Source organism: Rhizobium sp. OAE497 (assembly GCF_040546565.1).
Lineage (GTDB): Bacteria > Pseudomonadota > Alphaproteobacteria > Rhizobiales > Rhizobiaceae > Rhizobium.
Genome location: NZ_JBEPOA010000001.1, coordinates 3,100,762 through 3,113,309, shown reverse-complemented (window position 1 = coordinate 3,113,309; position 12,548 = coordinate 3,100,762). Strand labels below are relative to the sequence as shown.

Annotated in this window: 15 protein-coding genes; 3 read left to right on the top strand and 12 right to left on the bottom strand. The window is 63.0% G+C overall.

The genetic code is table 11. The annotated features are described in order from the left end of the window. Window position 1 precedes the first annotated feature (1 nt). From ABIE40_RS15695 to ABIE40_RS15680, 4 genes are all read right to left on the bottom strand, one after another. Window positions 2–490: an invasion associated locus B family protein gene (locus ABIE40_RS15695; RefSeq protein WP_199629921.1), complete on the bottom strand. Its 489-nt coding sequence runs from the start codon at window positions 488–490 to the stop codon at window positions 2–4. A 151-nt stretch (window positions 491–641) separates the two neighbouring features. Then, entirely contained in the window at window positions 642–1,076 is a 435-nt protein-coding gene (locus ABIE40_RS15690; protein ID WP_210341268.1) for a DoxX family protein, read from the bottom strand. A 60-nt stretch (window positions 1,077–1,136) separates the two neighbouring features. Then, on the bottom strand, window positions 1,137–1,622 hold the full coding sequence (locus tag ABIE40_RS15685) for a tetratricopeptide repeat protein (protein WP_199629922.1): 486 nt from the start codon (window positions 1,620–1,622) through the stop codon (window positions 1,137–1,139). A gap of 20 nt (window positions 1,623–1,642) precedes the next feature. After that, a complete protein-coding gene (locus tag ABIE40_RS15680; RefSeq protein WP_199629923.1) occupies window positions 1,643–2,617 on the bottom strand; it encodes an MBL fold metallo-hydrolase in 975 nt (324 codons plus the stop codon). Window positions 2,618–2,904: 287 nt separating this feature from the next. On the opposite strand from ABIE40_RS15680, the gene ABIE40_RS15675 reads away from it, so the two are divergent. Continuing rightward, on the top strand, window positions 2,905–3,648 hold the full coding sequence (locus tag ABIE40_RS15675) for a sigma-70 family RNA polymerase sigma factor (RefSeq protein WP_502944792.1): 744 nt from the start codon (window positions 2,905–2,907) through the stop codon (window positions 3,646–3,648). Next, window positions 3,645–4,448: an anti-sigma factor family protein gene (locus tag ABIE40_RS15670; protein WP_199629925.1), complete on the top strand. Its 804-nt coding sequence runs from the start codon at window positions 3,645–3,647 to the stop codon at window positions 4,446–4,448. The genes ABIE40_RS15675 and ABIE40_RS15670 overlap by 4 nt, the downstream gene beginning before the upstream one ends. A gap of 58 nt (window positions 4,449–4,506) precedes the next feature. Here the strand turns inward: ABIE40_RS15670 and ABIE40_RS15665 are convergent, their stop codons facing one another. After that, window positions 4,507–5,253, bottom strand: a complete 747-nt coding sequence (locus ABIE40_RS15665; protein ID WP_112718853.1) for a YebC/PmpR family DNA-binding transcriptional regulator — start codon at window positions 5,251–5,253, stop codon at window positions 4,507–4,509. 173 nt (window positions 5,254–5,426) lie between these two features. Between ABIE40_RS15665 and ABIE40_RS15660 the strand changes: the two genes are divergently transcribed. Beyond that, entirely contained in the window at window positions 5,427–5,930 is a 504-nt protein-coding gene (locus ABIE40_RS15660) for a pyridoxamine 5'-phosphate oxidase family protein (protein ID WP_199629926.1), read from the top strand. 204 nt (window positions 5,931–6,134) lie between these two features. Here the strand turns inward: ABIE40_RS15660 and ABIE40_RS15655 are convergent, their stop codons facing one another. The 7 genes from ABIE40_RS15655 to ABIE40_RS15625 all read right to left on the bottom strand — a co-directional run bounded on the left by ABIE40_RS15655 (window position 6,135) and on the right by ABIE40_RS15625 (window position 12,499). Then, a complete protein-coding gene (locus tag ABIE40_RS15655; protein ID WP_199629927.1) occupies window positions 6,135–6,980 on the bottom strand; it encodes an MBL fold metallo-hydrolase in 846 nt (281 codons plus the stop codon). 106 nt (window positions 6,981–7,086) lie between these two features. After that, window positions 7,087–7,911 (bottom strand): TIGR00282 family metallophosphoesterase, encoded by an 825-nt coding sequence (locus ABIE40_RS15650; RefSeq protein ID WP_130281958.1) that lies wholly within the window; start codon window positions 7,909–7,911, stop codon window positions 7,087–7,089. 2 nt (window positions 7,912–7,913) lie between these two features. Continuing rightward, window positions 7,914–8,498 carry a 5-formyltetrahydrofolate cyclo-ligase gene (locus ABIE40_RS15645; RefSeq protein WP_199629928.1) on the bottom strand — a complete coding sequence of 195 codons (585 nt, stop codon included), beginning with the start codon at window positions 8,496–8,498 and terminating at the stop codon, window positions 7,914–7,916. A 77-nt stretch (window positions 8,499–8,575) separates the two neighbouring features. Continuing rightward, entirely contained in the window at window positions 8,576–9,271 is a 696-nt protein-coding gene (locus ABIE40_RS15640) for a hypothetical protein (protein WP_199629929.1), read from the bottom strand. A gap of 36 nt (window positions 9,272–9,307) precedes the next feature. Beyond that, the gene (locus ABIE40_RS15635) at window positions 9,308–10,213 is read right to left on the bottom strand and encodes an NAD-dependent epimerase/dehydratase family protein (RefSeq protein WP_199629930.1); all 906 of its coding nucleotides are present in this window, start codon (window positions 10,211–10,213) and stop codon (window positions 9,308–9,310) included. Then, complete coding sequence (locus ABIE40_RS15630) at window positions 10,210–11,031, bottom strand: glycosyltransferase (RefSeq protein WP_199629931.1); 822 nt, start codon at window positions 11,029–11,031, stop codon at window positions 10,210–10,212. The genes ABIE40_RS15635 and ABIE40_RS15630 overlap by 4 nt, the downstream gene beginning before the upstream one ends. Before the next feature lie 247 nt (window positions 11,032–11,278). Then, window positions 11,279–12,499, bottom strand: coding sequence for an NAD-dependent epimerase/dehydratase family protein (locus tag ABIE40_RS15625; protein ID WP_199629932.1), 1,221 nt, complete (start codon window positions 12,497–12,499; stop codon window positions 11,279–11,281). Between the last annotated feature and the right edge of the window lie 49 nt (window positions 12,500–12,548).

Here is a 12,548-nt window from a genome sequence, read left to right as displayed (position 1 = left end):
GTCAGTTGCACTTGCTGACCTGCTTCAGCGCGGCGGTGATGCCGTCGAGGGAGTAGGTGTAGCTGGTATCCGTGCCGCGGCTGGACGTCGCCTCGAGAACCATTTCGCTGCCGCCGCGCATGGCGCGGATCATCTCGGGCTCACGGTCCTCATGCTGCATCCAGGCGGCGTTCTCGCGGGTGAACATCCAGAAGGTATGGTCGCCGATGCGGACCTTGACGCGGGAACTGTCCTTCAGCTCGTAGCCCATGCGGGCCTGCGGCTCGAACTGGCCCGAAGCGCCGGGGCCGACCATGAAGAAGTTGTTGCCATGATTGACGTTTGCGGGTGTCTGCCCGGTCGGCACCGTCAGGAGGTAACAGACGGTCTGGCCGTTGGCCTTGTAGGAATAGACGCCCCAATCGTTGAAGCGCTTGACCATCGAAGGCTGCGCTTGCGCGGCGAAGGCGCCGAGCAACGAAAAGGAGAGAACGAGAGCAAGTTTCTTCATGGCATTTCCCCGCCGATGGTGTGAAGGACGCTGGCCTGAGACAGACCGGCTGGAGGCAGGGGCATTGAAGGGTGGCAGCGTTACCGCTTCCTTAAAAACAGGCGGCGGTTCACGGAGCTGTGAACCGCTTTGATCCAGATGGCGCCAGTCATCAGAGCAGCGCGGCAATCGGCGCCGCGCAGTTTCGCTTCAGCACGGCGTCGATCGACAGCGCTCCGGCGCCCGATATCGCCAGCACGAACATGCCGCCGGCGATGGCGAAGTCCTTCTCGAAATGCAGGAGTTCGTTCTGGCTGGCGAAATCCGTGTGGAAGAGCAGGGCCGTCAGCAGGCAGAAGATGCCGAGCGCTGCGGCACCCAGCCGCGTCGCCAGCCCGGCTGCGACCGAGAAGCCGGCCGCAAGCTGCAGCAGGATGACGCCGATGGCGACGGGCAGTTCGAGACCGAGCCTGGCGAAGGCCTGGGCGGTGGCGTTGAAATTCAGCGCCAGTGTCGCGCCCTCGTGCAGAAAGATCGCGGAGAGCAGCAGGCGTCCGGCAAGCAGTACCGTATTGGCGCCACCGGATCGGGTGAGGGAGTGTTCCATGATCATCTCCTTGGTTGAGCAGGGCGAGCGGCAGTGCCGCCCGCCCCGGGACAATCGCCGTCAGTTGCCGCCCCGTGCGGCGATCGCCTCTTGTAGGTCTTCGAGCTCCTCGCAGCCGGCCGGGCAAAGCTGCTTCAGCGATGCGAGCTGTTCGTTCGCCTTGTCCGGTTTGCCGGTCTGCAGGTAGAGCTCGCCGAGATATTCGTGTGCCGCCTTGTGATCCGGCTGCAGTTCGAGCGCCTTGGTATAGTAGGTCAGCGAAGTGTCGTAATCGCCGGTCATGCGCAGCGTGTAGCCGAGCAGATTGTAGACGTCGGCCTGCTGGTTATCCTCGGCGAGGCCGCGTAGTTCGGTGAGTGCCGCCTGATAGTCCTTGGCGGCGATCTTGGCGCGGACGGAAGTGAGATCCGGGCCATCGCCGGTCTCCATGTTGTCGACCGCATAGGCGGGCATTGCCGTCAGCGCCGACATGGCGGAACCGGCTGCGGAGAGGGCGCAGAAGCCCATGACGCCGAGAACGGCGTAGCTGGTGAACGAGCGTTTCATGAGTGTAATCTCCTCAGGCGTCAGGCCTGGCTTGTCGGTGTGAAGGCATAGGCGTTTCCGTCCTTGACGAAGCTGCCGGAGCCGGGGAAGGGGAAGTGCGAGCCGCAGATGGCGATCTTGTCGGCGATGACGCGATCGATCAGCTTGCGGCGGCTGGTGATGGCAAGCGGCCCGTCCTGATCGTAGCTGCCCTGCCATTCCGGATGCGGGGCGAGCAGTGCAGGGACGTACATGATGTCGGCCGAGACCAGCAGCTGGCTGTTTCCCGAATTGACCAGATAGGTCGAATGTCCGGGCGTATGGCCAGGCGCCGAAACCAGCTCGATGCCGGGAGCGACCTGTGCGCCGTCCTCGACCAGTTTCCAGTTCTTCCATTTCGGGAAGACTTCGGCGATCCGCTTTCCGGCGCCCTTGCGTCCCTCGGGAAGCTTGTCGACCCGGCCGGGATCGGTCCACCAGTTGTATTCGGCGGAATGAACCACGAGCTCGGCATTCGGGAAAACAGGTGCGTTCGATCCCTTTTCCATCAGGCCCCAGACGTGGTCAGGATGGAAATGCGAGATCATCACGGTGTCGATCTTGCGGTAGTCGATGCCTGCGGCCGCCATGTTGCCGGGCAGGTGGGTGGCGTTTGCCTGCCACTGGCCGACGCCGGAACCGGCATCCATCATGATCAGCCGTCCGCCGACCTTCAGCACCACCACTGTCAGCGGGATCGGCATGAAATCGGTCGGTAGATGGGCGGCGGCCAGCGCCTGTTTGGTCTCGTCGATCGAGACGTCCTTGATGAAGGCGGGATCGTGCGGCTTGCGCCAGATGCCGTCATAGATGGCGGTCACTTCGATATCGCCGACCTTATAGCGATAGAAGCCGGTAGCCGGTTCGTCCGCCGATGCGGCGAAGGCCGGGGGTACGAATTCGAGCTTGGATGCGAGGCCGAATGCGGCTGCCGCGGCGGCCGAACCGAGCAGCGTACGGCGTGACATTTCGAACATGGGATGCCTCCTCTGGCTTGTCCGTTGTCTCAGCGGGATCGGGATAGGTTCGACGTCCCCGCTGCAGAACTAGACCGGAGTGGCCATGGGCTTATTCCCTGAGGTCAGGAATTTTATCATCAAGCCATTGAAAGAAATCAGCTATTTTTATCGCGGCGGAAATTGCGCGAAAAAATGCGGGCGGGAAGGAATAAAACGGGGCCTTCATCGATCTAGTCGATAAAGGGTCGCGTTGCCTGCAGGGCGGCCTGAGGATTAGAGTCGGCTGGGCTGCAGCCGCAGGGGACGTGATGACCCAAGTCAGTATTGCCTATCCCATGCCATTGGATGACCAGTTGGCCGAAGCCGTTCTGCGGTGGCGGCGCCGGTCGCGCTCGCTGGCCGGGCTTGCCGGCCGGCTGTTTGTCGAGGCTGCCTCTGTCCTCGTCGGCTATATGGAGATGGCCCGCGATCAGGTGCGCGCCCGGGCTGCCCAGCCGCTGCAGGCCGACCAGACGCTGCGCTTCCAGCAGAGCATCCTGCCGCATATGGACGCCGCCTATAATTTCGCCCGTTTCCTCAGCCGCGATCAGGATGCGGCACAGGATATCGTTCAGGATGCGTTCCTGCGGGCCTATCGCAGTTTTGAGACATATCGGGGCGGCGATCCCAGGGCCTGGGTGTTTTCGATCGTCCGCAACTGCCATCTCGCCTGGCAGCAGCAGGGTCGGCGCAAGGCGCGTTTCGAGACGCCGCTCGATGGCGATGCCGGAAGCGAAGGCCCGGCACATGAAATCGCTGCCGATGACGATACGGCGGAGACGGCGATGATCCGCGAGAGCGAGTCATCGCGCGTGCGCCACGTGATCGCCATGCTGCCGGAAGCGATGCGCGAGATCCTGGTGCTGCGGGAGCTGGAAGAGCTTTCCTACAAGCAGATCGCAGAGGTTATTGATGTGCCGATCGGCACCGTCATGTCGCGCATCGCCCGCGCGCGGGGCGAATTCGGCGAAGCCTGGGATGCGTTCGAAAATGGCGGGGCAGGGGCATGAGCGATACGCCGAAACAGGGCTGCGACCAGTGGGGACCGGTGCTGCATGCCTTCATCGATGGCGAGCTTGATCTGGTGCGCGCAGCGGAACTGGAGGCTCATCTTGCGGGGTGCCCGGATTGCCGGGCGGAGATGGAAAGGGTGCGTGGGGTGCGGCAACTGATCGGGCGGGATGGCGTGCGCTTCAAGATGCCGGAAGAGGTGCGCGCGCAGGTGCTGACGGCGCTTTCGCGGGAGCAGGCCGCTGTCCTTCCGGCGCGATGGCGCGTCGAGACGGCATCGCCCTGGGGCCGTTTCTTCCGCTTCGTGCGCGACTGGAGCTTCGTGCCGTCGCTGGCGGCATTGGCCGCGAGCGCCATGCTGTTCGTCAACGCACCGGCGCCAGAACTCGGCATTCAGGACCAGCTGCTCGCCAGCCATGTCCAGTCGATGCTGGCGGATCACCTCGTTGATGTGCAGACCTCGAACCAGCATACAGTCAAGCCCTGGTTTAATGGCCGCATCGATTTCTCGCCGCCGGTCAATGATCTCGCCAAGGATGGTTTCCCGCTGGTCGGCGGGCGTGTCGATTATATCGGCGGCCGGGTGGTAGCGGCGCTCGTCTACCGGCGCAATGGCCATGTCATCAACCTGTTCATCTGGCCGCAGACATCAGGGCGCGAGGCGGCGAGCGAACACGACGGCTACAACATGGCCGAATGGGCGGCCAACGGGCTGGTCTTCTGGGCGGTGTCGGATGTCGCCGCTGGTGATCTTGCCGCTTTCCGCGAAAGCTTCATCCGGGCAGCAGCCGGGACATAACCCACAACGAAAAAGGCGGGCAAAAGCCCGCCTTTGAAAGGCGTTCCGGAAGATGCGGTCAAGCCGAAAGCTTGGCCAGCACTTCTTCGGAGACTTCGAAGTTCGAGTAGACGTTCTGGACGTCGTCGTCGTCTTCGAGATTGTCGATCATCTTGATCAGCGACTGCGCCTTTTCCTCATCAACAGGCACGTTGTTCTGGGCGCGCCAGACGGCCTTGACGGTTTCGGCTTCGCCGAGCGTCGCTTCGAGCGCCTTGGCGACTTCGCCGAGGCTTTCGAAACCGGTCGTGATGTAGTGGCCCTCTTCGTCGGTCTCGACGTCGTCGGCACCGGCTTCGATCGCTGCTTCCATCACCTTGTCGGCATCGCCTGCCGAGAGCTTGTAGGTGATTTCGCCGACGTGATCGAAGGAGAAGGACACCGAGCCGGTTTCGCCGAGTGCGCCGCCGGCCTTGGTGAAGATCGAGCGGACATTCGAGGCGGTGCGGTTGCGGTTGTCGGTCAGCGCTTCGACGATGACGGCGGTGCCGCCCGGGCCGTAGCCTTCGTAGCGGATCTGCTCGTAGTTCTCGCCGTCGCTGCCGGCTGCCTTCTTGATGGCACGGTCGATATTGTCTTTCGGCATCGACTGGGCCTTGGCGTTCTGGATTGCCAGGCGCAGGCTCGCGTTCATCGCCGGGTCGGGCAGACCGGCCTTGGCGGCAACGGTGATTTCGCGCGCCAGCTTGGAGAACATTTTCGACCGCACGGCGTCCTGACGGCCCTTGCGATGCATGATGTTTTTAAACTGTGAATGGCCAGCCATGGCACCCCTGTTCACGTCTCATTGTTCGGAATGGGCCGCCTTATAAGAGCGAAACGGGCCGTATTCAAGCGGAAAGCAGCTTTCGGGCCTGCTGCACAGGCTGTGCAAATCATCGGAACAAAGCCGGTGGACCTGACGTTTTGAGCGGGAAACGCAAACGGAAAGGAATGGCCATGGCAAGCTTCAGCGAAGCCCGCGAACATCCGGCACAGCAGCTCTGGGAGCAGGTGAACGGCATTCACGCCGGGATGCTCGGCGTCGACGGTGCCGACATGCATATGCAGCCGATGGCGCCGCATGCCGATCCGAAGACCAACACGATCTGGTTCTACACCAAATCCGATGCCGACATCGCCCGCGCCATCAAGTCCGGCGCCCGCGCGCATTTCTGCGTGGTCGGCAAGGATCACGACTACCATGCGTGCCTTGCGGGCAAGATCGAGGTCAAGGCCGATCCCGGCAAGGTGGAGGAATACTGGAATTCCATCGTCGCCGCCTGGTACGAGAACGGCAAGAAGGACCCGAAGCTGACGATGCTCGCCATGCATGTCGACGACGCGGAAATCTGGGTCTCCACCGGCAGCAAGCTGAAATTCGGCTGGGAGATCGCCAAGGCCAATCTGGACGATGACAAGATGCCGGATGTGGGGATCAAGCGGCATTTGCAGTTCGCTTGACGTCTCGTAAGCGTTCTACCGTGCGGCCCCCTCATCCCCGGCACAACAAGTTGCGCCTGAAACCTTCGGGCACCTTCTCCCCGCTGGGGAGAAGGGAGGTCGCATTGGTTGCCTCAAACTCGAGCTTCCCCTCTCCCCTCGGGGAGAGGGCAGGGTGAGGGGGATCCGGGCTCAAACTGCGCCTAGGTGCGAACCCACCCACCTCTACTGCACATCCTTCATCACATAAATCTGCGGCTTCCGCGGCAGCGTCCTGAGCGACACCGTCAGCGTATCGTTCTGCGCATAGACGATCTCGAATTCCTTGCCGATCATCGACAGGAAGCGCTCGACCGGCGGCCCGCGGCGGTGCATCGGGAGCACGATCGAGGAGCGCAGCCGCTTGATCACCCGGCTCATGCTGTCAGGGCCCATCGTCAGTCCGCCATCAACAGGCACCATGACGATGTCGAGGCGGCCGATCTCGGTGTAATGGGCGTCCGTCAGTTCGTAATGCAGGTGGCCGAGATGGCCGATGCAGAGGCCGGCGATCTCGAAGATGAAGATCGAATTGCCGTCCTGCTGCGATCCGCCGAGGCCGTAGCTGAAGCGGATATCGGTGGTGACGTTGCGGATATAGGCGTCGCCGACGACCAGATCGACCTTGGCCTTTTCGCCGGGCACATCGCTCCAGCCGTGCAGCACATGCTTGATCGCCGGATCCGGCGTCAGCGTGTAATGCGTCTGGTGCGCCTTGTTCATGGTGACGACATCAGGGGTCACCGAGGGCTGGTAGATGCCGTTGTAATCGGTGGCGATGACGATGCCGCCGGGCGTGTCGATCTCGAAGGTGGAGTGGCCGAGGAAGGTGAAGGTGACGTCTTCGCCTTCGGAGACGGCCGGGACGATGGGCGCGCCAGGTGAGAAGCTTGCGAACTGCGCCTTCGGAATTCCCTGCGCGATCGCCTGGCACTGGCTGACATTCTTACGCTGTTCCTGGGAGCTTGCTGTCTGCGGCAAAGCGAGCGAGGCAAGGCATGCGATCGCGAGGACAAGACATTGCGGCTTCATGCCACCCCTCCGGCGCTTTCACGGGTAGCCGGAAGGATGCGGCAAGGCGCCGCAGGGGTCCAGATGTGGGGTGCTCACGTTTGCGTGTTGGGGTGGTCGCCGAAGCCTACCGCCAAAACTCCGGAATCGTCTCCGCCAGCCGCGGTCCCAGCCGCAGCGGCGCAATCTTTTCCGCCAGCCCGGTGCTGTCCGAAATCTCCACACCAACCCCACAGATCGTTGCCGGCCCTGTCGCCGCCTCCATCCGGCCCTTCGGCATCTTGGAAATGAACCGGTTGAGCGGCTCTTCCTTGTCCATGCCGAGCGAGGAGTCGTAGTCGCCGCACATTCCGGCATCCGACATGTAGGCGGTGCCGCCGTTCAGGATTTGGTGGTCGGCGGTGGGCACGTGTGTGTGCGTGCCGACGACGAAGCTGGCGCGGCCATCGACGAAATGGCCGAAGCACTGTTTTTCGCTGGTCGCCTCGGCATGGAAATCGAAGATGATCGCGTCGGCCTGTTCCTTCAGCGGGCATGCGGAAAGGATTGCCTCGGCCGACTTGAAGGGGTCGTCAAGCTCGGGATGCATGAAGACGCGGCCCATGATGTTGGCGACGAGCACGCGGGCGCCGTTGCGGGCGTAGAAGAGGCCGGAGCCGCGGCCCGGCGTTCCCTGCGGATAGTTGGCCGGGCGCAGGAACTGATCGTGGCGGCCGGCGAAGGCGACCGCATCCTTCTGGTCCCAGACGTGGTTGCCGGTGGTAACGACATCGGCGCCGGCATTGATCGTCTCGAGGAAGATGTCTTCGGTGATGCCGAAGCCGCCGGCGGCGTTTTCGCCGTTGACGACGACGAAGTCGAGTTTCAGGTCGGAAACCAGCCCCGGCAGGCGGTCCCAAACCGCCGTGCGTCCCGTCTTGCCGACCATGTCACCCAGAAAAAGAAGCCGCATTTCTATCCGATCCAAGAAGCAAAAAAGCGAAGGCCGCTTTCTGTCAGGATGGCATCCAGGCTTATGTCATGCGGCTCGTCGGGCACATGTGCCACTTCCTGGCAGTCGAATGCAATGCCGATCAGCCTTGGTTTGCGGCCTTTTTGCCGCAAAAGGCTAATGGCTCGGTCATAATAACCGGCGCCATAGCCGATCCGGTGGCCGCGGGCATCGAAAGCCGAGAGCGGCACGAGCAGGATATCGGGGTCGAGAACCGGTGCATCCGGGCCGGGACCCGAGGTGCCGAAGCCGGTGGCAATCAGTGGCGCATCGCGCAGCAATTCGCGGAAGACGATGGTCTGCTTGTCGAGGATGGCCGGCACGCAGAGCCGGGCGCCGCGCGCCTGAAAGCGTGCCATCAGCGGGCGGATATCGGCTTCCGAGCGGATCGGCAGGAAGCCGGAAATGATCGTGCCGGGATCGAAGGCGACGGCCTCGCCGGCGTGATCGGCCATGGCGAGCGCCTTTTCGATGCGCATTTCCGGCGGGATGGCGTCGCGAAGCGAAAGCCGCTCGGCCCGCATGTCGGCCTTCAGCTGTTTGGACATGGTTTGCATGCGCCGACCATAGACCGGCTGCGGATCAATGCAAATGCGCGAAAGCGGCGTCGGCTGTGCCGATCGGGCTAGATGACGATGCTTGAGGGGATGGCGGAGGCTGCCGTCGGCATCGGCATTGCCTGTGTTGCGTCCGCGCCGGTCTTGCCGTTGCGCAGCTCGTCCATCGCCTTGTTGAGGATCTGGCGGACTTCGCGCAGAAGCGACTGCAGCTTTTCCAGCGTCGAACGGTCTTCGTCAGACAGGCCGGTGGCCTGCTGCTCGCCATCGGCGGCAGTGTCCTGATAGGCCTTGCGGGCCTGCGCGGTGTCGACGGGCTCGGTCTCGGCGGTCGCCGGATCGGCCTCCGCAGACGCAGCATCCGCCGATGACGGCGTGGCGGCTGTTCCTGCCGTGCTTGCTTCGGTGGAGGCAGCGGTGACTGCGCCGGGTGTGACGCCCGCACCGGCGACGGCGGAGGCGAATTGCGCTGCGGCGGATGCGATCTTCTGCGACAGCTGCGCGGCAAGCCGGGCGGTCGCCTCAGGCGAGAGGCCGCCGCTCTTCAGCATTTCCACCTGCTGCTGGAGTTCCGCGAGCTTGCGGGCGGCGCGTTCCTTGGCGAGGTCGGCGGAGGATTTCTTGTCCTGCTGCAGGGCGTTGAGCGCCTCGTCGGCGCGCTGAAGCATTCTGAGCTGCGGATCGCTGCTCGATGTTCCCGATGCCGCAAGCGATTGCGGCGTGCTGCGCAGAATGTTCAGCGCATTCGACTGTGCGATCTGCATCATATCCCCCGATACTATGAGGGGATTTCTGCAACTTCAGGCTTGCGCGGGCCTTGGCACTAATCGCCGGGCGAGCGTCTTTACGGTTTCGGCAAAAAGCGGAAGGCCTCCCGGCTTCCAGCCGAGGCCTTCGAGCTTGGCGGTCTCCATGCGGTTGAGGCATGCCTTGTCTGCCGCCGGTGGCAGTGCGTGGGGACAGCCGGTTTCTGCCTGTATCCGGGCAAGGATGTCGCGCGTATCGACGGTGATGTCGGAGACATTGAAGACCGCGCCCGATATCCGCGATGCCTCGATCTCGAGCATCAGCCGCACGGCAGCGCCGAGATCGCGGCCGTGGACCTCGGTTCCCGCCCGCGCCGGAAGCGACCTGCCGTCGAGATAGTCGTCGATCAGTCCGCTCCACTTGTTGGGCAGGAGATCGCCATAGACGCCGGTTGCCCTCAGACTCACCGCGGCAAAGCCGGGGCCGGCGAGATGGGCAAGTGCGCGTTCGCAATCGAGCTTGACCTCGCCATAGAGCGTATCGGGTTTCGGCAGCAGGTCTTCGGTCTGCAGGGAAGAGGTGGCGGCATCGCCATAGACCGCCCGGCTGGAAATGAAGATGCAGCGGCGGGTGCCGGCGCGCCTGGCGGCCTCGAAGAGTTTTACCGTGCCGTCGAGATTGAGGCGCTTGAAACCTTTGGGGTCATCGCCTTCGCCGCCGCGATATTTGCCGGGCACATGGCTGAAAGCGGCGTGGACGAAGAAATAGGCGTCGTCGAAGGCTTCGATATGGTCCGTATCAGGATCGAGCGAGAGCGGCGCGAAATCGACGGGGCGGGAAAACAGCCGCGGCAGCGGCGCGTGGCGTCCGCCGATGATGACATGGTATCCGGCATTGAGCAGTTCCTCGACGATATAGCGTCCGACGAGACCCGTGCCGCCCGATACCAATACCTTCATGCCACCTCCGGGTTGTTCATGGCCGCCAGATCCGGCAGCGCCTTGCCGGCATGGAGTTCGTGCCAGAGATCGATCAGCGGCTGCAATTGCGCTGCCTTTGGATGATCGGCCTCCCACGGTTTCTCATATTGGTAATGCAGCACCGAAATGCTGTTCCAGTCCCAAAGCGCGGGCATGGTGAACCATACATATTGTAGCATGTTGAAATAGACGGGCAGGCCGTGCCAATCCGGGAAGAACTGCTGCAGGAAGGTCTGGTCGGTGCGCGGCCAGAAGGCATCGGGTGCGTCGAGCGCCTGCAGCATACGGGCGAAGGTCTCCTTCGAAGGGGTGGCGACGAAGACGCCGGAGTTCATCCGGTGAAAATCGGCAAGCGATTCATAGACATTGGGGGCGGCGGAGAATTCGGGATAGGAGAAGAGGCGATCGATATTGCGCAGCACGACGGCGTCGGCGTCGATGAAGACTACGCGGTCGTACTCGGTGAGCTCCCATAGGCGCAACTTGCAGAAATTGTCGAGCGGCGTGTGGAAATCGGGCTTGCGGCCCTTGGTGAAGGGGGCGGTGGTGTGGACGTTGCCGCGGGCGTGGCGCTGGTTGAAAGCGTTCGAGAGAGGGAGGTGCGCGACTTCGATCAGGCGGCAGCCCTTGTCCAGGAATGGGGCGAGATCGGCGCGGGGGACGGCGCCGGTATGGAGGATGGCGAGGTCGGCTTTCGTCCCGGTTTGGCGCAGCGAGTTGATGAGGGCAGTGGCGCCCTTGGCGTAGTCGGGGTTGGTGACGAGGGTGATGTAGGCGTGACGCGCGGGTTGGGTCATGAGGTCGACGCCTTGCGAGGATGCTCGACTGCTACTGTGGCTGCAGGGCAAACGAAAGAGACGGTGTGCCGTGTGGCCCCCTCAACCGGCCCTTCGGGCCACCTTCTCCCCGCGGGGGAGAAGGGAACACCGCAGCTTGCGCCGACGCCCCCTCTCCCCCGCGGGGAGAGGGCAGGGTGAGGGGGCTCCGGGCCCCGCCGGGCGTTCTGTAGGTGTAGGGTGAGGCCGCGCAGCACAAGCGTCTCCGTCACGACACTGACTTCAACCGTTTGCCCTCGGGATCATGATTGATCGTCGCGGCAATATCCTTCGTCCAGGCCGACACCGCGGGTACCCGGGAGCGGTCGACGCGGTAGGCGAATTTCCTGGCGACGTCGACGATCTCGGTCAGCAATCCGGCCTCGAGCGTGATCGGGTCGAGGCCGAGCGCGCGGAATTTCTCGTTTTTCACGATCAGCTCGTTCTCCGGCGCTTCCTTGCGCGGGTTCGGCAGCCGGATGATTTCGGAGCCGCTCATCCTGGCGATCATCTCGGCGAGGTCGCGTACGCGATGGGTTTCGGTCATCTGGTTGAAGATCTCGACGCGGGAGCCGCGGGCCGGCGGGTTCTTCAGGGCGAGCTCGATGCAGCGGACGGAATCCTGGATGTGGATGAAGGCGCGGGTCTGGCCGCCGGTGCCGTGGACGGTGAGGGGATAGCCGATTGCCGCCTGGATCAGGAAGCGGTTCAGCACCGTGCCGTAGTCGCCGTCATAGTCGAAGCGGTTGATCAGCTGCGGGTGGCGGCGGGTCTGTTCGGTGTGGGTTCCCCAGACGATGCCCTGGTGCAGGTCGGTGATCCGCAGTGCATCGTTCTTGGCGTAGAACTGGAAGAGCAGCTGATCCAGGCACTTGGTCATGTGATAGATCGAGCCGGGATTGGACGGGTAGAGGATTTCCTGGCTCGCCGTCTCGCCCGCCGCGGTCTCGATGCCCACCGTGAGATATCCCTCGGGAATTGCCGCACCGACCGTCGAATAGCCGTAGACACCCATCGTGCCCAGATGGACCAGATGCGCGTCGAGCTGCAGCTCGACGAGGGCATTCAACAGGTTATGGGTGGCGCTGACATTGTTGTTGACGGTGTAGTTCTTGTGGCGATCGCTCTTCATCGAATAGGGCGCGGCGCGCTGTTCGGCGAAATGGATGATGGCGTCAGGGCGGTTTTCGCCGAGCCATTTCTTCAGGAGCTCATAGTCTTTCGAGAGGTCGATGAGATTGAAATGGATGCGCCGGCCGGTCTCGGCATGCCAGATGCGGGTGCGTTCCTGAATGGAGTCCATCGGCGTCAGCGATTGCACGCCGAGTTCGGTGTCGATCCATCGCCGCGAGAGGTTGTCGAGGATGTGGATGTCGTGGCCTGCGTCGGAGAGATGCAGCGAGGTGGGCCAGCCAATGAATCCGTCTCCGCCCATCACTGCAATTTTCATCGCATTGCCTCCTGCGTGCTCATCCACTATCGGGAATACTTAGAGATTA

Coding starts and splice junctions, on each gene's coding strand:
- ABIE40_RS15695 (WP_199629921.1), bottom strand. CDS start 490: ATGAAGAAACTTGCTCTCGTTCTCTCCTTTTCGTTGCTCGGCGCCTTC.
- ABIE40_RS15690 (WP_210341268.1), bottom strand. CDS start 1,076: ATGGAACACTCCCTCACCCGATCCGGTGGCGCCAATACGGTACTGCTT.
- ABIE40_RS15685 (WP_199629922.1), bottom strand. CDS start 1,622: ATGAAACGCTCGTTCACCAGCTACGCCGTTCTCGGCGTCATGGGCTTC.
- ABIE40_RS15680 (WP_199629923.1), bottom strand. CDS start 2,617: ATGTTCGAAATGTCACGCCGTACGCTGCTCGGTTCGGCCGCCGCGGCA.
- ABIE40_RS15670 (WP_199629925.1), top strand. CDS start 3,645: ATGAGCGATACGCCGAAACAGGGCTGCGACCAGTGGGGACCGGTGCTG.
- ABIE40_RS15665 (WP_112718853.1), bottom strand. CDS start 5,253: ATGGCTGGCCATTCACAGTTTAAAAACATCATGCATCGCAAGGGCCGT.
- ABIE40_RS15660 (WP_199629926.1), top strand. CDS start 5,427: ATGGCAAGCTTCAGCGAAGCCCGCGAACATCCGGCACAGCAGCTCTGG.
- ABIE40_RS15655 (WP_199629927.1), bottom strand. CDS start 6,980: ATGAAGCCGCAATGTCTTGTCCTCGCGATCGCATGCCTTGCCTCGCTC.
- ABIE40_RS15650 (WP_130281958.1), bottom strand. CDS start 7,911: ATGCGGCTTCTTTTTCTGGGTGACATGGTCGGCAAGACGGGACGCACG.
- ABIE40_RS15645 (WP_199629928.1), bottom strand. CDS start 8,498: ATGTCCAAACAGCTGAAGGCCGACATGCGGGCCGAGCGGCTTTCGCTT.
- ABIE40_RS15640 (WP_199629929.1), bottom strand. CDS start 9,271: ATGCAGATCGCACAGTCGAATGCGCTGAACATTCTGCGCAGCACGCCG.
- ABIE40_RS15635 (WP_199629930.1), bottom strand. CDS start 10,213: ATGAAGGTATTGGTATCGGGCGGCACGGGTCTCGTCGGACGCTATATC.
- ABIE40_RS15630 (WP_199629931.1), bottom strand. CDS start 11,031: ATGACCCAACCCGCGCGTCACGCCTACATCACCCTCGTCACCAACCCC.
- ABIE40_RS15625 (WP_199629932.1), bottom strand. CDS start 12,499: ATGAAAATTGCAGTGATGGGCGGAGACGGATTCATTGGCTGGCCCACC.